This is a genomic window from Hymenobacter glaciei, assembly GCF_039539585.1.
GTDB classification, from domain to species: Bacteria; Bacteroidota; Bacteroidia; order Cytophagales; family Hymenobacteraceae; genus Hymenobacter; species Hymenobacter glaciei.
Window position 1 is genome coordinate 1 of sequence record NZ_BAABDK010000031.1, and the last position, 21,690, is coordinate 21,690.

19 protein-coding genes are annotated in these 21,690 nt (G+C 62.4%); 7 read left to right on the forward strand and 12 right to left on the reverse strand.

Features of this window, described 5'->3' with window-relative positions:
* Positions 1-56: 56 nt before the first annotated feature.
* The 8 genes from ABD837_RS19770 to ABD837_RS19805 form a co-directional block, all read right to left on the reverse strand.
* Complete coding sequence (locus ABD837_RS19770) at positions 57-1,844, reverse strand: TonB-dependent receptor domain-containing protein (protein WP_345058051.1); 1,788 nt, start codon at positions 1,842-1,844, stop codon at positions 57-59.
* 222 nt (positions 1,845-2,066) lie between these two features.
* The gene (locus ABD837_RS19775) at positions 2,067-4,487 is read right to left on the reverse strand and encodes a TonB-dependent receptor domain-containing protein (protein ID WP_345058056.1); all 2,421 of its coding nucleotides are present in this window, start codon (positions 4,485-4,487) and stop codon (positions 2,067-2,069) included.
* 19 nt (positions 4,488-4,506) lie between these two features.
* The gene (locus ABD837_RS19780; RefSeq protein ID WP_345058059.1) at positions 4,507-5,874 is read right to left on the reverse strand and encodes an HTTM domain-containing protein; all 1,368 of its coding nucleotides are present in this window, start codon (positions 5,872-5,874) and stop codon (positions 4,507-4,509) included.
* Between the two features lie 126 nt (positions 5,875-6,000).
* On the reverse strand, positions 6,001-7,119 hold the full coding sequence (locus ABD837_RS19785) for an imelysin family protein (protein ID WP_345058061.1): 1,119 nt from the start codon (positions 7,117-7,119) through the stop codon (positions 6,001-6,003).
* Between the two features lie 91 nt (positions 7,120-7,210).
* Positions 7,211-8,368, reverse strand: a complete 1,158-nt coding sequence (locus ABD837_RS19790; protein ID WP_345058063.1) for a DUF4856 domain-containing protein — start codon at positions 8,366-8,368, stop codon at positions 7,211-7,213.
* Positions 8,369-8,649: 281 nt separating this feature from the next.
* A complete protein-coding gene (locus tag ABD837_RS19795; protein WP_345058065.1) occupies positions 8,650-9,258 on the reverse strand; it encodes a TlpA family protein disulfide reductase in 609 nt (202 codons plus the stop codon).
* A gap of 4 nt (positions 9,259-9,262) precedes the next feature.
* The gene (locus ABD837_RS19800) at positions 9,263-9,541 is read right to left on the reverse strand and encodes a hypothetical protein (protein WP_345058067.1); all 279 of its coding nucleotides are present in this window, start codon (positions 9,539-9,541) and stop codon (positions 9,263-9,265) included.
* Between the two features lie 119 nt (positions 9,542-9,660).
* Positions 9,661-10,350, reverse strand: a complete 690-nt coding sequence (locus ABD837_RS19805; RefSeq protein WP_345058069.1) for a TIGR02117 family protein — start codon at positions 10,348-10,350, stop codon at positions 9,661-9,663.
* A gap of 129 nt (positions 10,351-10,479) precedes the next feature.
* Here ABD837_RS19805 and ABD837_RS19810 point away from each other — a divergent pair, with 129 nt between their 5' ends.
* Positions 10,480-12,096 carry a MutS-related protein gene (locus ABD837_RS19810; RefSeq protein WP_345058070.1) on the forward strand — a complete coding sequence of 539 codons (1,617 nt, stop codon included), beginning with the start codon at positions 10,480-10,482 and terminating at the stop codon, positions 12,094-12,096.
* Positions 12,097-12,111: 15 nt separating this feature from the next.
* On the opposite strand, the gene ABD837_RS19815 is transcribed toward ABD837_RS19810, so the two are convergent.
* Positions 12,112-12,858 carry a Dph6-related ATP pyrophosphatase gene (locus tag ABD837_RS19815; protein WP_345058071.1) on the reverse strand — a complete coding sequence of 249 codons (747 nt, stop codon included), beginning with the start codon at positions 12,856-12,858 and terminating at the stop codon, positions 12,112-12,114.
* Between the two features lie 164 nt (positions 12,859-13,022).
* Between ABD837_RS19815 and ABD837_RS19820 the strand changes: the two genes are divergently transcribed.
* The 4 genes from ABD837_RS19820 to ABD837_RS19835 all read left to right on the forward strand — a co-directional run bounded on the left by ABD837_RS19820 (position 13,023) and on the right by ABD837_RS19835 (position 16,436).
* The gene (locus ABD837_RS19820; protein WP_345058073.1) at positions 13,023-13,781 is read left to right on the forward strand and encodes a glycosyltransferase family 2 protein; all 759 of its coding nucleotides are present in this window, start codon (positions 13,023-13,025) and stop codon (positions 13,779-13,781) included.
* Between the two features lie 42 nt (positions 13,782-13,823).
* Positions 13,824-14,576, forward strand: a complete 753-nt coding sequence (locus ABD837_RS19825) for an EcsC family protein (RefSeq protein ID WP_345058075.1) — start codon at positions 13,824-13,826, stop codon at positions 14,574-14,576.
* A gap of 133 nt (positions 14,577-14,709) precedes the next feature.
* Positions 14,710-16,032, forward strand: a complete 1,323-nt coding sequence (locus ABD837_RS19830) for a PAS domain-containing protein (RefSeq protein ID WP_345058077.1) — start codon at positions 14,710-14,712, stop codon at positions 16,030-16,032.
* Between the two features lie 50 nt (positions 16,033-16,082).
* Positions 16,083-16,436 carry a hypothetical protein gene (locus ABD837_RS19835; protein WP_345058079.1) on the forward strand — a complete coding sequence of 118 codons (354 nt, stop codon included), beginning with the start codon at positions 16,083-16,085 and terminating at the stop codon, positions 16,434-16,436.
* A 78-nt stretch (positions 16,437-16,514) separates the two neighbouring features.
* Here the strand turns inward: ABD837_RS19835 and ABD837_RS19840 are convergent, their stop codons facing one another.
* Positions 16,515-17,567 carry an LLM class flavin-dependent oxidoreductase gene (locus tag ABD837_RS19840; RefSeq protein WP_345058081.1) on the reverse strand — a complete coding sequence of 351 codons (1,053 nt, stop codon included), beginning with the start codon at positions 17,565-17,567 and terminating at the stop codon, positions 16,515-16,517.
* 188 nt (positions 17,568-17,755) lie between these two features.
* Here ABD837_RS19840 and ABD837_RS19845 point away from each other — a divergent pair, with 188 nt between their 5' ends.
* Positions 17,756-18,469: a dienelactone hydrolase family protein gene (locus tag ABD837_RS19845; protein WP_345058083.1), complete on the forward strand. Its 714-nt coding sequence runs from the start codon at positions 17,756-17,758 to the stop codon at positions 18,467-18,469.
* Between the two features lie 127 nt (positions 18,470-18,596).
* On the opposite strand, the gene ABD837_RS19850 is transcribed toward ABD837_RS19845, so the two are convergent.
* The gene (locus ABD837_RS19850) at positions 18,597-19,637 is read right to left on the reverse strand and encodes a bile acid:sodium symporter family protein (protein ID WP_345058085.1); all 1,041 of its coding nucleotides are present in this window, start codon (positions 19,635-19,637) and stop codon (positions 18,597-18,599) included.
* Positions 19,638-19,847: 210 nt separating this feature from the next.
* The gene (locus ABD837_RS19855) at positions 19,848-20,369 is read right to left on the reverse strand and encodes a hypothetical protein (RefSeq protein ID WP_345058087.1); all 522 of its coding nucleotides are present in this window, start codon (positions 20,367-20,369) and stop codon (positions 19,848-19,850) included.
* A 191-nt stretch (positions 20,370-20,560) separates the two neighbouring features.
* Between ABD837_RS19855 and ABD837_RS19860 the strand changes: the two genes are divergently transcribed.
* Positions 20,561-21,604, forward strand: a complete 1,044-nt coding sequence (locus ABD837_RS19860) for an SDR family NAD(P)-dependent oxidoreductase (RefSeq protein ID WP_345058089.1) — start codon at positions 20,561-20,563, stop codon at positions 21,602-21,604.
* Positions 21,605-21,690 lie beyond the last annotated feature (86 nt).

Genomic DNA, 21,690 nt, shown 5'->3' on the forward strand with positions numbered 1-21,690 from the left:
TGTTTACTCGACTCATTCCGCAAATAACGAGCATAATGCAAACTAATTCATCCGACCTACTTATTAGGCGAGAACGAGTTAGCATATGAAGCAAACAACGACACGGTTTTCACCGGCTGGTACACCAACCCCAAACGTGGCGAGAAAGCGTTGTCGTAGCGCCGGTTCTCCACCACCGTTGGTGCGTTGGTAGCGGGCAGCGTCAATGCCGGGTAAGTGTACACGTCGCTGGGGGTTTCCAGGTAGCTCCAACGCACCCCCGCCAGCACTTTCACGTGGTCGAAGAGGCTGATGAGGTTTTGGGCGTAGAAACCGGCCCGGCGGGTATTGCCCAGCGTGCGGGTGTTGTAGCGCATGGCGTCGTAGCCGCTCACCGTGGTTTTTGGGCGGCCCAGCATCCGGCCAGGGTTGATGATGTTGACCGAATCGTACGCCTGACTAATATAGGAGAGCGTGTTCGTGTTGTACTGGTCGGCATCGGCCCCAACCAACAGCGTGTGCCCGATACCACCGGTGCGGAAAGTGCCCGTGAGGTCGAGCTGCGCGAGGTAGTAGTTCTCCCTGGTTTCGGTACGCTGCAGGCTGCGGAGCCAGTTGCCGTAGTTGCGGCCGGGCTTGATGACGTTGGCCGTGGGCCGGCTGGCGCTTTTCAGCTCGTTGGCGTAACGCTGAAACGCGCCCACTGCCTGCAGCTGCCAGGTGTCGTTGAGGCGGCTGATGAGGGTAGCGGTGGCACTGGTTTGGTTGGTGGCATTGTGGGCGTCGGAGGTGTTCAGGAAGCGGCTGCGCGATTCCTGAATCTGGTAGTTGATGGCCCCGATGCCGTAGTCTGGCGTCCGAGTGTCGCGCAGGTAGTCACCTTCAACCACCAGGTCGGTTTTCGGCGTCAGCTTGAAGAGCAACGAAGGGTTGACGTACAGGCGGTTGCTGTGCACGCCGTCGCGGTAGCTGTCGGCGCGCTCCCAGGTGCCGTTCAGGCGGTAGGCTACCTTCTGACTCCCGCCTACTGCGCCGTACACGTCGAACTGCGGCTTCACGAAGCCGAAGCTGCCTACGCGCAGCCCCACCGAGCCGCCGCGCTCGAACTGCGGCTTCTTGGTTACCAGGTTCAGGATGCCGCCCGCCGCCACGTTGCCATAGAGGATGGCCGCGCTGCCCTTCAGCACCTCCATGCGCTCGAGCGAACTCACCTCGGGCATGATGCCGTTGTTGTAGCGCACGCCGTTTTTGAAGGTGTTGGCGCTGCTGTAGGCAAAACCGCGGCTGGCAATTTCTTCCTGTGTGCCGCCGGTTGCGCCCATCACGTACACGCCGGCCACGTTGGCCAGCACGTCGCTCAGGCGCAGGGCCTGCTGCTGCTCCAGCACCGGCCGCTCGATGGTGAGGGTGGCCTGCGGGTTGTCGAGCGGTGCGATGGGTATTTTACCGGCGCTCACCGTGCGCTGGTTCAGGCTTTTGCTGCCGGTTACGGTTACTTCAGCCAGCTGCTGCTCGCCGCGGGCCAGCGTGAAGGGGGGCACTTCGGCCGTCTGGCCGGGGCGTACCTCCACGGCAGCTTCCTGCCCTACACAGCCCAGGCAGCTTACCACAATGGCCTGCCAGCCGGCGGGCGCCCGCAGCACGAAGCTGCCATCAGCAGCCGTTACCGTGCCCCGCTCGCTGCCTTTGATGCGCACCGAAACCTGCTCGGCGGGCTGGCCATCGGCCAGCTGCACGCGGCCCGTTACGGTGCCCATAGCCTTTCGGTGCTGTTCGTTGTTCGGGTGATGCTGGTTGGGCTGGGCAAGCACAACGCTGGGCAGGCAACTGCTAATGAACAAGGTAGGAAGGAGAAAACGACGCATGTGCTTATTTGGAATGATTCTAAATAGAACACAAAGGTGCTCGCTATTTAGAATCATTCCAAATAAAACTTTCATGCAAATGGACGTCACTGCGCGTAATTACCACCACCTACGCCGCTAAAAATCGCCCAACGTCTTGCTCATCAACAAAAAAACCCTGCCGAATAACAGGGTTTTTTTGTTGATTCTGAACTAGAAAATACGGTTTTCTCGCATTCCTGCTTACAGTTTCACGCCCACCGTGAGGAAGTAGCTGCGGCCGTCGGAAGGCAATATGCCGGGACCGGGGTAGCCGGTGGCGCGGCGCGTGAAGTAGCGGGCATCGGCCAGGTTGTTCACGCTGGCTTCGAGCTTGAGCCAGCGGCGCTCCCACGCCAGGGACGCGTCGAAAATCTGGTAAGCCGGAATGGGGCCGATAACGGCCGACGGACTGGTGGTCGACGGGTCGTTGGTGGCTTCGGCAAACTGCTGCGACAAATACAGGAACTGCAGCGAGGCCTTTACCGGGCCGTAGCCGACGCGGGTGCCGGTTTTCAGGTTCACGGCGGGCACGAACTCGACCTGTTTGCCCTCCACCAGCGGCAGCACGCTGCGCACGTACCGGCTGCGAATCAGGGCCACGTTGCCGAAGGCCGACCACTGCCAGCGCGGGGCAGCCGGGGCAATGGCGGCGGGGTCTGGCAGCGGCAACAACTCCGCTTCGCCGTAGGCTTCAAGGCCGACTATCAGGGCTTGGCCCACGTTCAGGCGGCGCCGAAACGGGTTGTCGAAGGTGTCGTACTGCGTGATTTCGCCGATGCGGTTGTTGTAGTTCAGCGCAAACAGGCTTACGTCGTAGGTGAGCACGCCGGGGCTCTCGCCGCGCAGGCCCAGGTCGGCCGAGAAGCCGGTTTCGTCCTGCAGGTTGGGGTCGATGACGGACGAGGGGTTCACAATCTGCATGTCGCTGAACGTGATGGAGCGGTAGTTCTGCGAGAGGTTGGCGTAGAGTTCGCGTCGCTCGTTGGGCTTGTAGCTCAGGCCCAGGCCGCCGAGCAGGAAGCCGCGCGGGCTCACGCGGTGCTCGTTCTGCCGCACGATTTGGCTGATGTTGCCGGCCAGGTCGCGGAACACGGCGTCGAGCACGCCATCGGCCTGGGTGCGGATGTACTCGTAGCGCAGGCCCGGCGTGAGGGAAACCTTCTCGCTCAGGTAAAAGATGTTTTCGGCGAACACGGCCACGTTCTGGTTGGGAAACCGGTAGTCGGAGTAGTTGCGAGTGCTCGAAAACTTGTCGGGCTCCACGAAGCGAAAATCGGCCCCGCGCCCGGCCGGCCCGAAGCCCTGAATGCTGTGCGTGGTGCCCCGGTACAGGCGCGTGCCCAGCAGCAGCACGCCATCCTTACCGGCCAGCTGGTAGCGGTTCAGGAAGCGGGCTTCGAGGCCGATGTTGCGGAAAGTGCCGTCGATGAGGTCGCGGCCGATGTAGTCTTCGTCGGGCCGGCTTACCTGGTTGGGGCGGAAGCCCAGCGACTGCCGCGCCGCCACCAGCCCGAAGGCCGTCAGGTTCACGTTGGACTTGGCGTTGAGCTTCCAGTCGGCGTTGAGGTTGAACAGGTTCCAGTCGACGGCGAACCAGTTGCGCGCGCGGTTCGACTGCCGGGCGTCCTGCCGGAACTGGGCGTCGTTGAGGCCGCCGGGCTGCTGGGCCAGGTAGTCCATGTGCGTCACCTGCACGCCGGCCTTCAGATTTTCGGTGAACTGATAGCGCACGTCGGCGTAGGCGGTTTTGCTCTCGAACTGCGAGTTGGGACGCCAGCCGTTGCCGCGCTTGTACTGCCCGAACGTGTAGTAGCTGAGCTTGCCCACCGTGCCGCTCACGCTGTTGAAGGAGTTGAAAAAGCCGAACGAACCCACCGTCTGGCGCGACGTCACGGCCGCTTTGCGGTCGGGCTCGGGGCCGCGCATCTCGAAGTTGAGCAGGCCGCCAAACTGAGTGCCGTACTGCAGCGAGGCCGCCCCGCGCACCAGCTGAATGCGCTTCACAGCCTCGGTGGGCGGCGTGTAGTAGCTTTCGGGGTAGCCCAGGGCATCGGCCGAGATGTCGTAGTTGTTCTGCCGCACGTTGAAGTTGCTGGTGCGGTTGGGGTCCAGCCCGCGCCCGCCGATGCTGAGCTGCAGACCGCCCCCGTCGTTCTCCCAGATGTTGAGGCCCGGCACGCGGGCGTACACCTGGCGGGCGTTGTTGGTGGCGAGGTTGGCCACCAGGTTTTCGGGCACGATGACCTCCGATTTCTTGGCCGCGAAAATGGCCGTGCCCTCCACTTCGCGCAGCCGCGTTTGGCCAAATGTAGTCTGGGGCGCGGCCACCACCACTTCCTTCAGCGTAGTCTGGTCGCGGGGCGTCAGCTCGAAGCTGAAGCCATCGGCGGGCAGCGTTACGCTGAGGCTGAACGGAAGGTAGCCCAGCGCCGACACCAGCACCGACTGCGGCCCGGCAGCCAGCCCGTGCACCTCGAAGCGCCCGGTGCTGTCGGTGAGCACGGCGCGGTTCAGGGTTTTCACAAACACTTCGCCGCCCACCACGGGCGCGCCGCTGCCGGCCACCTGCACCCGGCCGCGCAGGGTTTCTTGGGCCTGCGCGCCAAGGCAGGGCAGCAGCAAAACCAACAACAGTAAAACTTTACAAACCGGTAATCTCATCATTGAAGGGTAAAATCCACGGCTTGGGCGCGAAGCCCTCGGTCTGGCGGGCCAGGTCCACGGTGGGGTCGATGTAGGCCTGGCCCAGGCGGCCGTTCAGGCTCACGTAGGCATCGGCGTAAACTTGGGGGTTGCGCACGCCCTGGCGGGTGTAGTAGTCGTGCAGGTAGTGGGCAAACTGCAGCATCATGTCGGCTTGGGTGGCCATCATCTTTTCCTGCAGCACGCTGAGATGCTCGGCGTTGTTCACCAGCCGGGCGCGGCCGGTAGCACCATCCACTACCTTGAACTGCACTTGGCCCAGCTTTTCCATGAGCATTACGCGCCACGAAAACCGGTAGCCTTCCTCGGTCCAGAACAGCTCGCGCGGGTACAGCCAGTAGCGCAGCGGGGCCAGCAGCTGCACCACGAAAAACAAGGCGAAGCCGATGAGCAGCGCCAGCCGCACCCGCGGCCGGTACACCAGGGGCGCGGCCGGCCGGGGCTCCTCCACTCCCAGCCGCAGCCACCGGCGTACCCGCGCCAGCAGCCGCTCGTGGAAGTCGGCCGGGAAAAACACCAGCGCCGCCACTATCATCACGTAGGGGAACATCCCGATGGGAAACAGGATGGCCGTGAGCACGTGAAACCCCACCACCGCCGCGTAGGCGTAGGGCCGCGTGAGGCGATTCAGCAGGAAAAACGGTACCGTGAGGTCGTAGAACGCGCCAAACCAGCTGAACACGTAGGCCGTGGCCGGGTAGTTGAACAGGAAGCCCACCATCGGCAGGTCGTTTTTGGCGGGCAGCCAGATGCGCAGCGGCGCGGCCGCCAACAGCCAGTCTGAATTTAGCTTGGCCAGCCCGGCGTACACGTACACGATGCCCACGAGCAGCCGCAGGGCGTCCACGGCCCAGCGCGGCACCTGGGTGTGCCGACGGGCCGGCCGGCGGGCGGCATCCAGCGAAAAGTCGGCTTCAGCGGGCAGAAAAACCAGCAGCAGCGCCACCAGACTCACAAAATAATAGTGGTTCAGGTAGGTGCTCTTGTCCATGAGCTCGATGTAGGTGAAGCTCAGGAACAGGCCCGCCGCGGCCGGGCGATAATGCCAGCCCAGCGCCACCAGCAGCGCACAGACGCCGCAAACGGCAAACAGGCCATACGTGTATGGCCCCAGCGGCTTGATAAATTCCAGCCCGTAATACGGAAAGAAGAATTTCGGCTGTAGGTACAGCTCGGCAATCCAGCCCTTGGCCCAAAAACGCACGACGCTGGCCAGTATCAGCAGGCCAAAGGCGATGCGGAATACGGCCAGCGGCGCGGGAGAAATATAGCGTTGGAAATAGCGTGGCTGCGGTTCTACTGCCATTGAAGGTGTTAAGAAATTCGGCAGACGGTCATGCTGAGCCTGTCGAAGCATCTCTACCGCATTAGCAACTATTTACTCTCGCGGTAGAGATGCTTCGACAGGCTCAGCATGACGTTCTTGATTCACTTAATCCCCGTCGTTGTCCACGTAAGTCACGGTGATGCTCATGGCCGAGGTCATGTCCACTTTAAGCAGGCGCACGGCTTTCTGCATCTCGGCAAAAGACTGAAGTGCAGCGGCGTTGCGGGTCTGAATGGTGGCGTGCAAATCGGGCGCCAGCGTGGCCAGCTGCTGGGCAGCGGTTCCAAACTGCGCGTTGATAATCTGCGTCAGGGACTGGCCGGTGCGGCTATCCTTGGCTCCCAGCGCGTCGACGTACGTCTTGATGGAAGGTTGGCCGGTCCGGCCGTTGAATGCGTTTTGCACCGCCGCGTGGGCCGCTACGGCCAGTTCCAGCGGCAGTTCGCGGCGGTAGTAGTACGCTTCAATCTTATCCGGCGCAGCGGTTCCGGTCATGGCTCCGGCCGGAATACCGATTTTTCCGGAGCGCAGGAAATGCTCATAGTGACGCGAAAAGGCATTCACGGCCAGCGAGAGCGAGCTGCCCGCGTTGGTGCCCGTGTTGGCGATGAACGTGGCCCGGTACGGGCCGTTCCACTGGCCTTGCACGCCGGTGAAGAGCTGGTCCATTTTGGCCACCACGTCGGTGAGGTAGCGGCGCTGGTTGGCCGAGGCCACGTAGCTCTGCACGATGGCCGCGTCGTCGGTCCCGATGCCGTTCAGCAGGTAGTCCAAGGCCGGAAAGCCCTGCTGGGGAATGGCCGACGACAGCTCAAAATTGTAGGTGCCCGACGTAATGTTCTGACGGATGCCGGCCGCGTCGGTGGGGTAAATATTGAAGTGGTTGACAAGCGAAACATCGGCCGCCGGGCCAAATTCAAACATTTCCACTTTTTGCCACTCCAGGTAGGCCTCGCGCCAAGCCTGGCGGGCGCTTTGCAGGCTGGCCACGGTGGGCGCGGTGGCAAAGGCTGCCGCCTGGGTTTTCATCGTCGTCAGCTTGCTGCCGAAAGCCTGGTAGCCTGGCTTCACCAGGTTGTCGGCCCATTCGGTGAGCAGGGCGGCGCGGTTCAGGTCGGTGGTGGCAGTGGCCGTATCCGGGCCTTCAGCCGTTTTTTTGCAGCTGGACACCATTCCTCCGGCCAAAGCCATCGACAACGAAAACAGCAAAATCGACTTTTTCATACTACGGGTTGAGGTGTAACAGCAACCTAACCAATGCAGCGCCGCAAGGTTGCGGCGCTGCATTGGTTAGCGCTAAGCAAACGGCTCCGATTTAGAGCGAAAACTTGGTGTTGATGGCTGCAATAGCGGCATCGGCCTGGGCATTGGTGAGGTCCCAGGCACCTTGGGCACCCGAGGTCAGGCCATTCAGCACAGAATCGGCCCAGGCGGTGTCGGCTCCGGACTTGGTGCAGAAGCGCAGCGAGTAGATAAACCCGATGCCTTCGCCCAAAGCGTGCGCCTTCACGGCGGGGTCGGAGGCAGCTTTCCAGTTGGTCAGGTACGAAACGGCGGCTTTGGCGATGGTGCGCTCCAGCTCGGTGCGGATAATGTCGGCCTGAGCCTTGAGCGTGGCTTCGTCGTTGTTGACAATGGCCGCGCGGCCTTTTAGAAAGGCGAGGTACACACCGGGCGAAGCCGGGCCGTTCTTCTCGTTCAGGTAGCCGGCCAGAAACCGCTCGCGGGGCGTGAGGGCGATGTCGGTGGTCATGATGGCGTTCGAGGTGAGGTAGCCATAGGCCATATCCCAGTTGTGCTCGCGCTCCGAATAGAGCTTGCCTTCCACCACCTTGCCGTTTTCGGCGGCCAGCGAGTTGCTCGTCAACAATACGTTGCCAATCTGGTCGAGCAGCAGCGCGCCGAGCAGCGCCTTCTGAATCACCTGGTTGGGCTCGAAGCCGCGGGCGTCGACCAAGTAGCGGCCCAGGCGGCCGGCGTTGCCGCGCGTGGCGGTCTGGTTTACCGACTGGCTGGCCGTGGCCAGGTTGGCCAGCTGGCCGTCGATGTAGTTGCGCACCGTGGTGGCGTTGGCGTCCGAGAAAGAGGCGGCCGTTTTATCGCGCAACTGCACGCCAGAGGTGTTCAGGGCAGCGTCGGCAAAGGGCGCGCCGGCGTTGGTATAAAGGTTGCGCAACCGGGCCAGGTCGAGGGTAGCGGGCGTGGCCGGGGCAGCCACAGCTACCGTGGCCATGTAGCTGTTCAGCTCGGTGAACATGTTGAGCCGGGTGGCTGCCGCGCCAAGGTCTACCGTAGCGGCCCCGTTGGCATCCTTAAACGAGGTGGTGTAGGGCGAAGATGCGGTGAGGGTAGCGTAGTCGATTTTGGCGCGCAGAACCGGCGTGGTTGGTGCGACAGTGTCGTCTTTGCTGCAGGAAGTGAGGCCCAGGGCGGCAATAAACAAGGAGAAAGAAGCGCGGCTAAACGTATTCATGCGGTTGAACAAAGCGGGAGAATGGGAGAAAAACGACCGGCTGCTTGCGCAGCTCTTGTTTAGAATCGTTCTAAACTGCCACAAAGTTGCTAGCTATTTAGAATTGTTCCAAATAAACTTTTGAGCTCGCCCGAATTTTCTCCGATTTATTCTCTACTGAAAGCTTCGTCTCTTACCCCAACTTACTGAAGGTCAGAACAAATCGCGCTCTAAAGCCAGACTGATGGAATAAGTACGGGTGTGTTAAGAATAGCTTTGCCACTTGCCTCTGCACTCAGTCCTTAGTGCCGGGCCACCGCCAAAGCCTCGAGGGCCGCTTTGAATTCCGGCGTGTCGTAGTCGGCCATGCCGTCGTGGCGGGCGGCCATCTGGCCATCGGGCCCCAGAATAACAGTCGACGGGATGCTGTTGGAATCGAACGGAGCTGGCAGCTCGCCCGTCCGGAAATACAGCGGAAAAGTGTAGCCCTGGCTTTTAAAGAATTTCCGGGCCTTGGCCGGGTCCTCATCGAGCGACAGCATCACAAAAGCCACTTTCGACTTGTCGACTTTCTGATACAGCGCTTCAATGCCGGGCATCTCGGCCCGGCAAGGCGGGCACCAGCTGGCCCATAAGTTCACAAATACTGCCTTGCCGCGCAGGTCGCTCAGGTTCGCGGGCTGGCCCTCGGACGTGAGCAAGGCCAAGTTATGCGGGTACGGGCTGTTGCTTGTGAGCACGACGAGCGTGGCGGCCGGGCCGGAGGGTGTGGCCGGCACCTGCGCCCGCCAGAGCCCGGTTGCCAGCAGCCCGCGCTGCAAGCCGCCCAGCACTATCGGCCGCAGCCCCGTCAGCATCACGAGGGCGAAAGCCGCCAATGGCAGCCATTCCAACAGTTTTTTCCGGTTCATTGCTCTACAGCGTCCCGATGCGGGTAACGTAATAGTCGGCATCTTCGTCGAGGGCGTCGCGCAGCTGCTCGCCCTGCGCCGGCAGGCCAGCCAATGGCGCCAGCGCACTCAGGTCGAAGGCCCCCATCGAAAGCGGCAACAGGCCCAGCGCGGCCAGCGGCCAGCCTTTTTGCCCGCGGCCCAGGCCCAGCCCAATCAGCCCCGCTCCCAACGCAACCCGCGCCAAACGCCCCGCCGGCGAAGCCATCGCACGCAAAAACTGATTCTTATTAACAGATGACATAACAGATTGACAAAGATTCTTCCAACGATACGCAAAATTACGCCGGGCCTGACCCGCGCCGGTTAACCCGCGCAACATAAAGGAGTTTACCCAAAGTTCAGGGCAAATTTTTGGTGCCTTTAGTGGCCGTAGATGCTGAAGATGCCCTTGTCGGTGGGCGTCCAGAGGCAGGCGCGCTGGCCGCTGGCTTTCAAGGCATTATTCGTCCAGGTATTGCAGGTGTAGAGGAAGCTGTACACGCGGGGCGCTTCGTAAAAGGCATCATTATCGGCGTAGCTGTGGCCCTTTATTTGTTCGAATTGGCCGGAAGCATCCTGCCGGAAGCTGGTGCGAATGTAGTCGACCAGCCGGGCGTATTCGGCCCGGCTCAGGCGCAGCTCGATGGTTTGCGGGCCGGGTGTCATCGTCCGGAAATAGGTGGTGTGCATCGCTGCCGAGCCCAGCCAGAACGCGGCCATGAAAGCGGTGCTGAACTTGAGGTCAGCCCAGGTGGGCGTGTCGAGGTAAAAGCCCTTATCGCCCCAACCGAAGCCGACGTAAGGCAGGCTGCTGTCCTTCGATGGCAGGTTGGCGTAGGGAAGCAGGGGCCGCCAGTCGAACTCCGGGCTCACCACGGGCAACACAATATCGGTGTGCACGCCGTTGGTGTGCAGGTACACAACCACGTCGGCGGAAGCGTTGGGGTCGGCTTTAGCTACCGGAATGTGGGGGATGGTAAGCGCGGCCCCGGCATAAACGGCGAGGAACGCCATGAAGGAGAGAAGACCGTAGCCGCCGATACGGGCCGCTTTTTGAATAGGTGTGCGCATTAAAAAAAGGAATTATGGGCCGTAGCCGGAAGCCTATACGGACGCGGCGGCCTGGCAAAGGTACTGGCCCGGCCGGGCCAGTACCTTTGCCAGGCCGCTTCCCCTTTCCAAAGCCGCCTTGCCCTGCCCATGTGGACTTCCTCCGCTACCCGCCTGGCTGCTCTCGAAGCCGAGTGGCAGCAGCCCTCGCCCCGCTTTCGCAACTTCCCACTCGTAGCCCGCTACCATCAACAACAGCAAGCCGGCCCCGCCTGGCACCGCCTCGACGACCAAACCTGGCACGACCTAAACGGCGAGGAGCTCTTTGCGCTGCTCGATGGCACGGTTAGCCGCGTAGGGCAGCAGTGCCTCTACAACCGGCTGCGCACCCCGCTGGCCGAGGCCGGCGCGCTACAGGAATTCGATGAAGCAGCGGCCCTTTTTACTGCACAACCGGCGGCACGCGGCGGGGCCTTGCTGGCTCTCAGCCGCCTGCAATCGATGGAGGCCTACTACCTGACCGACCTGCTGGCCGGCATTGCGCTGCCGGCCCTGCCGTTGGCGGCGGCGGCTCCGGTACTGGTGTTGCTGCTGCTGGCGACGTTGGTGGGCGGCTTCTGGCTGCCAGTGCTGTGGTTCTTCACGGCGGGGCAGGTGCTGGCCCACACGGTACTGCATTATTTCTTCCGGTCGCGGGTGGTCGCCGGGACGCGGCCCATGCTGCAATTAGGCAATCTTTACCGGGCCGGCCGCGAGCTGGCGCCGCTGGGGCTTTCGCTGCCGGCTTTGCGCGAGCTGGCCGGGCCACTAACGCGGCTGGGGGCTATTGTAAGCAAGGTGGCCTTTCTGCAGTTTGAAGGGCAGTTGCAATCGGACATAGCCGCCCTGCCGTGGCTGATTCTGCAGTACGTGAAGATTCTGCTGCTGCTCGATTTTATTGTGTACCACCGCTGCCGGCGCGACGTGCAGGCCCACGCCGGAGCAATCCGGGCCGTGTTTGAAGCGGTGGGCTACGCCGATTGCGCGGTGGCAGTGGCAGGATTCCGGGCGCGGCAGGCGCACTGCGTACCCGAATTCACTACGGCCGGCCTGCGCCTGACGGACGCTTATAACCCGCTGGTGGCCGGCTGCGTGCCCAATACCCTGACGGTAGACAGCCGCAGCAGCGTGTTGCTGACGGGCTCGAATATGTCGGGCAAAACCACGTTCATGCGCACCATTGGCCTCAATACGCTGCTGGCCCAAACAATTACCACCTGCCCGGCCAGCACCTACGCGGCCCCGTTCCGACGGGTGGTTTCCAGCGTCAACCTGGCCGATAGTCTGCCCGAAGGCAAGAGCTATTACTTTGCCGAAGCCGAGGCTGTACTCGGCTTCGTGCGGGCTGCCGAGGCCAAGCCTGGCGAATACCTGTTCGTCCTCGACGAGCTATTTAAAGGCACCAATACGGTGGAGCGCATTGCCGCTACCAAGGCGGTGCTGGCCTATCTGCAGAGCCGCAGCCTAGTGGTGGCCTCCACCCACGATGGCGAGCTGGGCGCACTGCTGGCCCCGGCCTTCACCGAATACCACTTTTCCGAAACGGTTAGCGAAACCGACTGGTACTTCGACTACTCGCTTAAGCTGGGTCCGCTCACCACTCGCAACGGCATTCGGTTGCTGGCGCGGGCGGGCTATCCTTCGGCCATCGTCGATGATGCCCTGGCTTTGAGCCGCACCCTGGATGCGGCGGCTGACGCACGCGAAACTGCTGTTTTCCTGCCGTAGCGGCCTATACTATCTCTACAGCAAATCGCAGTACCAGAACCCGGTGTCGAACGGGCTGGGGTCGGTGCTGGTGGCGGGGGCGCAGTCGTAATCGGCTGAATCGGTGGGCTGGGGCGCGGGGGCGGTATATTTTCGGTGCACAATTTCGCCCTTTTCGAAGGGTATGGGCTGGCTGAACAGCGGGCCGTCGAACACGAAGGTGTGGAACTCGCCGTTTTCGCCGCAGGGGTCGACGTTGGCGGGCAGGTCGCGCAGGAAGTCCTCGTCAATTACCCGGCCCACGAAGCTGCGGTCGAGGTATTTCTCGCTCACGCAGGTGGTAATGGTTTTAAAGCCCAGGCCGATGAACTCGCGGATGAGCTCGCCCGTGGACACGCCCCAGAGCGGAAACACCGCCTCCAGACCCGCTTCAGCCAGCTTGGTCTCGCGGTACCGGCGCAGGTCTTCGAGGAAGATGTCGCCGAAGATGGACACGCTGGCTCCGGCCTGTTTCAGCTCCTGCATGGTGTCGCCCATCAGCTGCTCGTAAATGGCCATGGAGGGCATTTCGGGCAGCAGCAGCTGGCGGCAGGGCAGCCCTAGGGCCGCGGCCTGGCGCTCGAGCAGGGCCGTGCGCACGCCGTGCATGGAAATGCGCTGGTAGCCCTCGTTTACCGTGGTGAGCAAGGTCTGGACGTGGTACTGGCCGGCTTGCCGCACTTTGTAGAGCGCCAGGGCCGAGTCCTTGCCGCCGCTCCAGTTGAAAATGGCCTGTGGTTTCATGTGCGGGCAAAGAAAGCGCCCGCGCCGCAATAGGGCCCTGCGGCCAGCAACGCCGCGGCTGCACAGCAGGCCAATTGGCAGAAGCGGCGGCAGTACCAATGGCTACGGTTGGGCCCATCATTGGCCTGGGGCAACCTTTCCGCTTCGCTGTCGAAGAATGCAGCATGCATTTTACTCTTATCACCCCCACGCACCAGCGGCGCGAGCTGCTGCCCGAGGCCGTGGCGAGCGTGCGCGCCAGCATCAGTGCCCCGCTCGATTTCTCGTTTGAACACCTGGTTTATGACAACGGCTCGCGCGACGGCACGGCCGCTTACCTGCGCGAGGCGGCCGCCCGGCCCGGCCCACCGCTGCGCCACTGGCACTCGCCGGGCCGCCTGCTGGCCGGCCGGGCCCGCAACCTGCTTATTGCCGAAGCGGCCCCTGATGCCTGGATAGTCCCGCTCGACGACGACGACCTGATGCTGCAGCGCACCCTGTACCACTACGGGGCCCAGATTGAAGCCAATGCTGGCCGGCCATGGTTCGTGGCCGATTTCCTGCGGGTGGATGAGCATGGCCGCTACCTGCCCGGCGAGGACTACTACGCTTGGCAGTTCGACTCGCCCACGGCCATGCTGCAGGCCATTTTTCGGGCCGAGCACTTCATTCAGGGCAACGTGTGCTACCACCGCTCCTTCTTCGACCAGGTGGGGGGCTACGATGGCGAGCTGGCGATGGCCGAGGACCTCGACCTGTACGTGCGCTTCCTGCTGGCCGGGGAGTTGCCGGTACTGTGCCCGCACATCAGCCACTTGCACCGCTTCCATGCCCGCAACGTGAGCATTGGGGTAGATGCCGACACGCACAACGCCGACCTGCGGGTGATTTACCGTAAGTATGCTGCGCAGCTGCAGGCCCTGGGCGTGGCCGCGCCGGGCTAAACGACCCGAGCGTGGCCGGGCTGCCCGTAGATTCGCAGCCACATGGAAACTACCCTGACCAATTCCGACAACGACCTGCCGGCGCGCACCGAGCTGCGCTTGTGGCAGCGCCAGATGCAGCGGCGGCCCTCGCTGCTCAACCAGTTTGCCCGCCGCGTCCAGATTCGGCTCAATGCCCTGCTGCCCGAGCGGGTGCACCAGGCCATCACGGCGGCTATTCGCCAGATGGTGCGCGGCGTGCTATTCGGCTCGCAGTACACCACCAGCCAGCCGCTGACGGCCCGCACGTTGGCACAGCGTGAATTTGTGGCCCGCAACCAGATTCGCAACTACCGCACCATGGCCACCGCCGAAGGCGCCGTAACCGGTGCTGGTGGTTTCCTGCTGGGCCTGGCCGATTTCCCCATCTTAATTGGGCTGAAAATGAAGCTGCTGTTCGACCTGGGCGCCGCGTATGGCTACGACGTGCACGACTATACAGAGCGGCTCTACCTGTTGCACGTTTTTCAGCTGGCCTTCAGCAGCCAGCACACCCGCAACCTCACCTACCAGCGCCTGGCCGACTGGGATGCCTACCGTCTGACCCTGCCCCTGAACCCGGAGAAGTTCGACTGGCGCACGTTTCAGCAGGAGTACCGCGACTACATCGACCTGGCCAAAATGGCCCAGCTGCTGCCTTTTGTGGGGGCGGCCGTGGGCGCGGTGGCCAACTACAAGCTCATCGACCAGCTGGGCGAAACGGCCATGAACTGCTACCGTCTGCGCCACTTTGCGGCCCAGGAAGCGGGGAGTTAGCCAGCGCCTGCGGTTAAGCTCCGCCATACACACCCGGCGCCGCGCCGCTTTACGTATCGAGAAAACGCGGCATGTACGCTTCACCATCTCCTCACATACGCCCGGCTTTCTTCGGTGCACCATCTTCACGTTCATGGCTGAAACTCCTTCATCCGTCGATTATAGTGCGCTGTTTCGAGCGTTGCCGGGCGCGTACCTGCTGCTGGCCCCTGATGGGACCGTGCTCGACAACTCTGACCAGCACGTGGCCGTGTCGCTGCTGCCGCGCTCGCAGGCGGTGGGCCGCAACATTTTCGATGCTTACCCGTCGGCCCTGGAAAGCCAACGCGATTTGGCGGCCTCGCACGAGCAGGTGCGCCGTACGCTGCAACCCGACACCATGCCCCTGCTGCGCTACGACCTGGAGCGCCCCGCCGAGGTGGGCGGCGGCACCGAAGAGCGGTATTGGCAAATCACTCATTACCCCATCCTGAACGCCAACGGCACCCTGCAATACATCCTGCAGATTCCGCAGGATGTAACCGCAGCACATCGGGCGTCGCTCGTGGCCGCCCAAGCCCAGGAAGCCCTGAACGAGGCGCAGCAGCGCAGCGAGTTCATTATGCAAAGCCTGCCCGTGTTGGTGTGGACCAACCATCCCGACGGCACCCCCAACTACTATAATAACCGCTGGCTGGAGTTCACGGGCAAAACCCTCGAGGAAATGCAGGCCATCAACTGGGACGAAATCACCCACCCCGACGACCGGCCCGGGCTGGTGCAGCGCTGGGCGGTAGCCCTGGCCCACGGCACCGAGCTGCAGTACGAATACCGCCTGCGCCGGCACGACGGCCAGTACCGCTGGGTGCTCATTCGCAATGTACCGCGGCGCGATGCCGAGGGCCAGATTACCATGTGGGTGGGGGCCGCCAACGAGATTCACGAGCAGCGCCAGCTGGTGCAGGAACTCCTAGCGGCCAACGAGCAGCAGAACACCCTCTCCGAACAGGCCTACCAGTTGTACCAGCGCGCCGAAAACCAGCGCGAAACCTACGAGCACCTGTTTACGCAGGCCCCGGCCATGATTGCCATTACACGCGGCCCCGAGCACCGGTTCGAGTTCGTGAACCCTGCCTACCAGCAGCTGTTTCCTAATCGCCAGCTGGTAGGGCACACGGTGGCCGAGGCGTTGCCCGAAATCAGAGCCCAGGGCATTGTAGGCTTGCTCAACGACGTGTACCGCACCGGCGAAACGTTTTATGGCAATGAGCTGAAGATGAAAGTGGAGCGCGACGCCAGCCACGAGCTGCGCGACGCGTATTTCAACTTTGTGTACCAGCAGTTCCGCGAAAACGGCGAGCCGGATGGCGTTGTGGTGTTTGCCTTTGAAGTCACCGAGCTCGTGCACGCCCGCCAAGCCCTCGAAAAAGCGCGCAATGCCTCTTCGCAGGCCCTGGATGGGGCTGCCCTGGGCTAACATGAGCGTATCTTTGCAGATAATTTCCGTACGACATTTTTAGCATCGGCATGCCCCTTTCCCCCTTCGACTTTCAGCAGGCCCGCGTGAAGCAGGTGCTCTTTAAGTCGCGGCTGCGCTCGGTGCTCTACGGCGTTCGGGAAGCTGAACCAACCCTGTTTTCTTACACCGACAACGCCCTGGGTCAGTGGATTCAGCACTCGCTACGGCCCGAGCTGGGCCACCTGCCCGCCGTGCAGGAGCTCGAGCGCACCGTGCAGCAAATGCTGCGCACGGGCCAGGAGCTGGCCGCCCGCTACCAGCGCGGACAGATTGAGGAAGCCCGCACCGGCCTCGACCAGATTAACACCTTCGCCGACCAGATTGAAGCGCAATTGGTGAGCCTGGAAGCCGGCGTGGGCTAACCCAAACATGATTAGCAACGAAAAAAGGCAGCCCGACGGCTGCCTTTTTTCATGGCCAGTCTATGCATCAACCACTGGCTAAGCCAGCATTTGCTCTTGTTCAAGCACGACCGGCGCCAGGGCAAAAGCTTCGGCCAGTAGCTCGTAGGAGCGCACGCGGTCCTCGAAGCGAGCGGTGATGGTGACGGCCGTGATTTCGTCGACCTCGTATTCGGCGGCCAGCTGGGTGAGTTGGGCGTGCACCTGCGCGGGCGTGCCGCTCACCACCCGGTTGCGGTTGAAGGCGAGGTGGGCCTGGTCTTCGCTGCTGAACCGGTAGGTGGCCACTTCTTCAGCCGTAGGAAAAGCACCTCGTTCCCCCTTGCCGAAACGCAGCAGCATGAGGTCCATGGCAGCGCGCAGCTCCTGGGCTTTGGTTTCGGTATCGGCACAAATCAGGAACACGGCCACGTTGGCCAGCGGAGCCGCCAGCTCGCGGCTGGGCCGGAACCGCTCGCGGTACTGGCGCACGGCCGCCGGGCCGCCGCTGCCATTGATGAACTGAGCAAAGGAAAACGCCATGCCCAGGTGCGCGGCAAACAGGCCGCTTTGCCCACTCGAGCTCAGCAGCCACAGCTCCGGGCTGGTGGCAGCCTGCGGAGCCGCCATTACCCGCTCGTGAATGGTGTCGGGCACTTTTTCGTCGCGCAGGTAGGCCTGCAGGTCCATCAGCTGCTCCACAAAATCCTGCTCGCTGAAGGTGTTGCTGGGGTTGAGGGTATGGGCGGTGAGGCGGTCGCCGCCGGGCGCACGGCCCATGCCCAGGTCGATGCGGCCGGGGAACAGCGCTTCGAGCAGGCGGAAATTCTCGGCCACTTTCAGGGCCGAGTAGTGGGGCAGCATCACGCCGCCCGAGCCGAGGCGAATGCGGCTAGTCTGACCGCCGAGGTGGGCAATGAGCACCTCCGGCGTCGAGCCGGCCAGGGTGTGGGTGTTGTGGTGTTCGCTCACCCAGAAGCGGGTGTAGCCGAGGCGGTCGGCCAGGCGGGCTAGCTGCACGGTTTCGAGCAGGGCCTCCCGGGGTGTGCTGCCCGGCCTAATGGGCGACTGGTCGAGGACGTTGAGGCGGAGTTTAGGGGAGGACAAAGGCATAGTTGAATGCATAACAACTGCGCAGGCGGGGCCCGCACAGCAGAACGAATAGGCGACCGGCACAGACGCCGGCGAATGTTCCTAAACCGCCCGCTTCCCTTTCCGGTTCGAGGCCGGTTGGGCAGCTGCCCGATGAACAATTGGCGGCTCAGCTGTTAAGGGCCGAAATCAATTCTTATTCTTTCGACATGAGTGACCAGAATTTTGTGACCCTAGCCGTTGCCGACGGCAGCGAAATGCGCGCTTACACGGCCTTCCCCAGCAGCACCGGCCCGGTGCCGGGCATCATTCTGCTCCAGGAAGCCTTCGGGGTGAACCACCACATCCGCAGCGTGGCCGACCGGCTGGCCGCCGCCGGCTACGCCGTGATTGCCCCCGAGCTGTTCCATCGCACCGCCGCGCCGGGCCTGGAAATCGCCTACGCCAACTTCAGCACCGAAGCCATGCCGCACTACGGCGCCATCAACAACGACGACCTGACGGCGGACCTGCAAGCCGCCCACGCCTGGCTAACCACCCAGCCGCTGGTAAAGACCGATAAAATTGGCAGCATCGGCTTTTGCCTGGGTGGCCGCGTTTCCTTCCTGGCCAATGCCGTGTTGCCGCTGGCGGCCGGGGTATCGTACTACGGCGGTGGCACCCACACCATTGCCGACCGGGCAAAAGACCTGCACGCGCCGCACCTGTTCTTCTGGGGCGGGCTCGACGCTCACATTGGCAAAGAGCAAATCAATCAGGTTGTTGAAGCAGTAGAGGCCGCCAAAAAGCCGTTTATCAACACAGTCATCTCCTACGCCGACCACGGTTTCCATTGCGACGAGCGGCCCAGCTACCACCCCGAGGCCGCTAAAGAAGCGTGGGCCCTGACGCTGGCGTTTTTCAGCGAGAATCTAGGCGCGTAGCAACTTTAGACTGCACTTTATAGAGCGTCATGCTGAGCTTGCCGAAGCATCTCTACCGCAGTAGTAACTAATTACTCTGGCGGTAGAGATGCTTCGGCAAGCTCAGCATGACGTCTTTTTTTCCTAGTTACCGGATGGCCACCGCTGGCTCGGCTGTGGCCTGCCGCCCCAGGTACTGCGCCATGCTACTGGCCAACACAATCTGGAGGGCGTGGTAGAGCATGAGTGGCAGCAGGATGAGGCCTGTGGCGGCGCTGGCCGGAAACAGCAGGCTTGCCATAACGCTGCCGTGGACCAAGGACTTTTTCGAACCGCAGAACACGGCCACGATTTGGTCGGCCCGCTTGAAGTGAAGCGCCTGACTCAGGCCCCAGATAATACCGAATACCAGCAGGTACAACGCCACCATGCCGGCGCCCAGCTTGGCGACATCGGCTGGGCGGTAGCGGCTGAAAATGCCTTCGGCGAAGGAATCGCAGAAGGCCGTGAAGACGATGAGCAGGATGGTCACCTGGTCGAAGATGCGCAGACCGGCTTTGTGGCGGTCGGCAAAGGCATGGAAGCGCGAATTGAGCAGCACCCCCGCCCCTACCGGCAGTACCACCTGCCACAGCAGTTGCACCCCGAGGCTCCAGAGCTGGCCGCCTCCTGAACCGGTGTGCAGAAACAAGCTGCATAGCAGCGGCGTGAGAGCTATGCCCAGCAAGCTGGAAATGCTGGCGTTGAAAATGGCCGCCGGCAGGTTGCCGCCCGCAATGCTTACCATCACCACCGAGGTAGAAACCGTGCTGGGCAGCGCGCACAAAAAGAAAATGCTTTGCCAGAGCACTTCGCCACCTTCGGCCCAAAAAAACGGGCGCACCAGCAGGGCCAGTGCCGGAAACAGGGCAAACGTGCTCAATTGCACCAGGGTGTGCAGCCGCCAATTGCGCATGCCGTCGCGCAGCTTCGCAAAGCTCAGCTTCAGGCCATAGAAGAAGAAAACCAGCGCCACGCCCACCGTGGTAATGGTGTGCCACGGCACCGGGCTGGCCTTGCTACCCAGGCCGGGCGCAAAGTAGGCCAGCGCCACCACACCAATAAGGGCCAGCAAAAACCAATCGAGCCCGGCGCGGGATAAGAGAGCAGCAAAACGGTTGGGCGCAGCAGGAGCAGGTGTTGGCGTCATGAGGCAAGGATACGCCGCGGGGCTCTAGGATGATACGGTGTGGACACAAAAAAGCGCCGAAATCGAGCGAATCCGGCGCTTTTTGCAAATATTAAATCGTCTGTCATCCTGAGCGTAGCGAAGGACCTTATCACTTTTGAACTAGTCGTTGCGACGTGATAAGGTCCTTCGCTGCGCTCAGAATGACAGATGTAACGGATTGATAAAAATCTACTCGGTGGGAACCCCGCCGCCCAGGCCCGGGGCTGCATTGCCCTGCACGCCCTGCAGATTGGGCACGCCCATTTTCTCTTCGCGCTTGCGCTGGTATTTATTGAACTGGGCCGTCGTGAGCACGTCTTTCAGGGCTTCGAGGCGCGAGCGACCGGCGCTTTCGATGATGCCGGACAACTTACGCGGGTTCGATTTATAACGCAAACGGCCCGACTCCACCATTTCTACCCCGCGGCGGTTGATGACGCGGACTTTCTCGGTTTGCTGGGGATTGAGGCCCAGGTTCTGCTGCATGTTGGTGGTGAGGGCATTGGCTTTGGCATCAACCACGGCATCGGGTGCGAACACCGTTTCGGGGGCAGCAGTTGGGGCGGCCGATACTCTGGCTTTGGTTTTCACGCTGGCCTGGCCGGAGGGTTTCACCTTGGTTTTGACGGTGGACGGGGTCTGCGCGCGAGTGGCCGCCGGGGCCGTGAGCAGCGCCAGAGCCAGTAGTGGCGAGAGCAACAGAGGTTTCATATCAGAAGACAAAAAGCAAAAATCGACTGCGCTGGAACATAGCGCTACGACGGAGTAAATATCGGCCAAAAACCCGGCTCGTATCCTCCCGAACGCGGTGCCAACCACGTTTCGTGCCAGTCCGCACGGAAAATTTGGGCCACTGCACCCTGCTTTGCAACCTTTGGGCGTCTTTTCCCATACTACTCACCATGAAACACGCCAAACGCTCAAATTCCAATTGGTTGCTGGCCGCCGGCCTCGGCGCAGCCACCCTGGCCCTTAGCCTGTGGGGCAACCGCCGCGGCTCCTACGATTTGAGCCGGCGCGTGGTGCTCATTACCGGCGGCTCGCGCGGGCTGGGCCTCGTACTCGCCCGCCAGGCCGTGGCCGAAGGGGCCCGGGTGGCCATCTGTGCCCGCGACGAAGCCGAGCTGGCCCGCGCCCGCCAGGACTTGCTGATGGCCGGTGCGGCCGAGGCCGACGTGCTCACGCTCTCCCGCGACGTCACCAACGAAGCAGAGGTGCGCAGCATGGTGGCCGAAGTCGAAACCCGCCTGGGAGTCGTCGACGTGCTTATCAACAACGCCGGCATCATCATCGGCGGCCCGCTGGATAACATGGACTCGCGCGACTACGAGGATGCTATGGCCATTCACTTCTGGGCGCCGCTGTACGCGATGCAGGCCGTGCTGCCCAGCATGCGTCGCCGGGGCGAAGGCCGCATTGTCAACATCTCCTCGCTCGGCGGCAAGGTGGCCCTGCCCCACATGGCCCCCTACAGCGCCAGCAAATTTGCCTTGGTGGGCCTCTCTGAAGGGTTTCGGGCCGAGCTGCGGCAGTACGGCATCAACGTAACCACGGTTTGCCCCGGCCTGATGCGTACCGGCAGCCCCGACCACGCTTTGGTGAAGGGCCAGCACAAAAAGGAATTTGCCTGGTTCAGCATTGCCGATTCACTCCCCGGCCTCACCATGAATGCCGAACAGGCCGGCCGCCAAATCTGGAACGCCTGCCGCCGCGGCGATGGTGAGGTGATACTCTCGCTGCCCGCCAAGTTCCTGGCGGCCTTCCACGGCCTGCTGCCCGGCACCACCACCGACATCCTGAGCTGGATGAACCGGGCCCTGCCCGCCACCGGCGAAAGCGCCGCGGCCAACGCGCGCCGCACCGGCTTCGAGAGCGAGTCGGAACTAACCCGCTCGCCCCTCACCACGCTTACTCGCAAAGCGGCGGCGAAGAATAACGAGCTATAGCAAGAGCAAACGCCTAAAATCATTGCACGTCATGCTTACCTGACGTCCGCTTGCCGAAGTATCTCTACCGCAGTAGTAAATGAATT

Bases quoted from the DNA above. Each gene is read 5' to 3' on its own strand.
- ABD837_RS19795 (WP_345058065.1), bottom strand. From the start codon at position 9,258: ATGAACCGGAAAAAACTGTTGGAATGGCTGCCATTGGCGGCTTTCGCC.
- ABD837_RS19830 (WP_345058077.1), top strand. From the start codon at position 14,710: ATGGCTGAAACTCCTTCATCCGTCGATTATAGTGCGCTGTTTCGAGCG.
- ABD837_RS19825 (WP_345058075.1), top strand. From the start codon at position 13,824: ATGGAAACTACCCTGACCAATTCCGACAACGACCTGCCGGCGCGCACC.
- ABD837_RS19800 (WP_345058067.1), bottom strand. From the start codon at position 9,541: ATGTCATCTGTTAATAAGAATCAGTTTTTGCGTGCGATGGCTTCGCCG.
- ABD837_RS19790 (WP_345058063.1), bottom strand. From the start codon at position 8,368: ATGAATACGTTTAGCCGCGCTTCTTTCTCCTTGTTTATTGCCGCCCTG.
- ABD837_RS19780 (WP_345058059.1), bottom strand. From the start codon at position 5,874: ATGGCAGTAGAACCGCAGCCACGCTATTTCCAACGCTATATTTCTCCC.
- ABD837_RS19845 (WP_345058083.1), top strand. From the start codon at position 17,756: ATGAGTGACCAGAATTTTGTGACCCTAGCCGTTGCCGACGGCAGCGAA.
- ABD837_RS19855 (WP_345058087.1), bottom strand. From the start codon at position 20,369: ATGAAACCTCTGTTGCTCTCGCCACTACTGGCTCTGGCGCTGCTCACG.
- ABD837_RS19820 (WP_345058073.1), top strand. From the start codon at position 13,023: ATGCATTTTACTCTTATCACCCCCACGCACCAGCGGCGCGAGCTGCTG.
- ABD837_RS19835 (WP_345058079.1), top strand. From the start codon at position 16,083: ATGCCCCTTTCCCCCTTCGACTTTCAGCAGGCCCGCGTGAAGCAGGTG.
- ABD837_RS19860 (WP_345058089.1), top strand. From the start codon at position 20,561: ATGAAACACGCCAAACGCTCAAATTCCAATTGGTTGCTGGCCGCCGGC.
- ABD837_RS19850 (WP_345058085.1), bottom strand. From the start codon at position 19,637: ATGACGCCAACACCTGCTCCTGCTGCGCCCAACCGTTTTGCTGCTCTC.
- ABD837_RS19785 (WP_345058061.1), bottom strand. From the start codon at position 7,119: ATGAAAAAGTCGATTTTGCTGTTTTCGTTGTCGATGGCTTTGGCCGGA.
- ABD837_RS19810 (WP_345058070.1), top strand. From the start codon at position 10,480: ATGTGGACTTCCTCCGCTACCCGCCTGGCTGCTCTCGAAGCCGAGTGG.
- ABD837_RS19770 (WP_345058051.1), bottom strand. From the start codon at position 1,844: ATGCGTCGTTTTCTCCTTCCTACCTTGTTCATTAGCAGTTGCCTGCCC.
- ABD837_RS19840 (WP_345058081.1), bottom strand. From the start codon at position 17,567: ATGCCTTTGTCCTCCCCTAAACTCCGCCTCAACGTCCTCGACCAGTCG.
- ABD837_RS19815 (WP_345058071.1), bottom strand. From the start codon at position 12,858: ATGAAACCACAGGCCATTTTCAACTGGAGCGGCGGCAAGGACTCGGCC.
- ABD837_RS19805 (WP_345058069.1), bottom strand. From the start codon at position 10,350: ATGCGCACACCTATTCAAAAAGCGGCCCGTATCGGCGGCTACGGTCTT.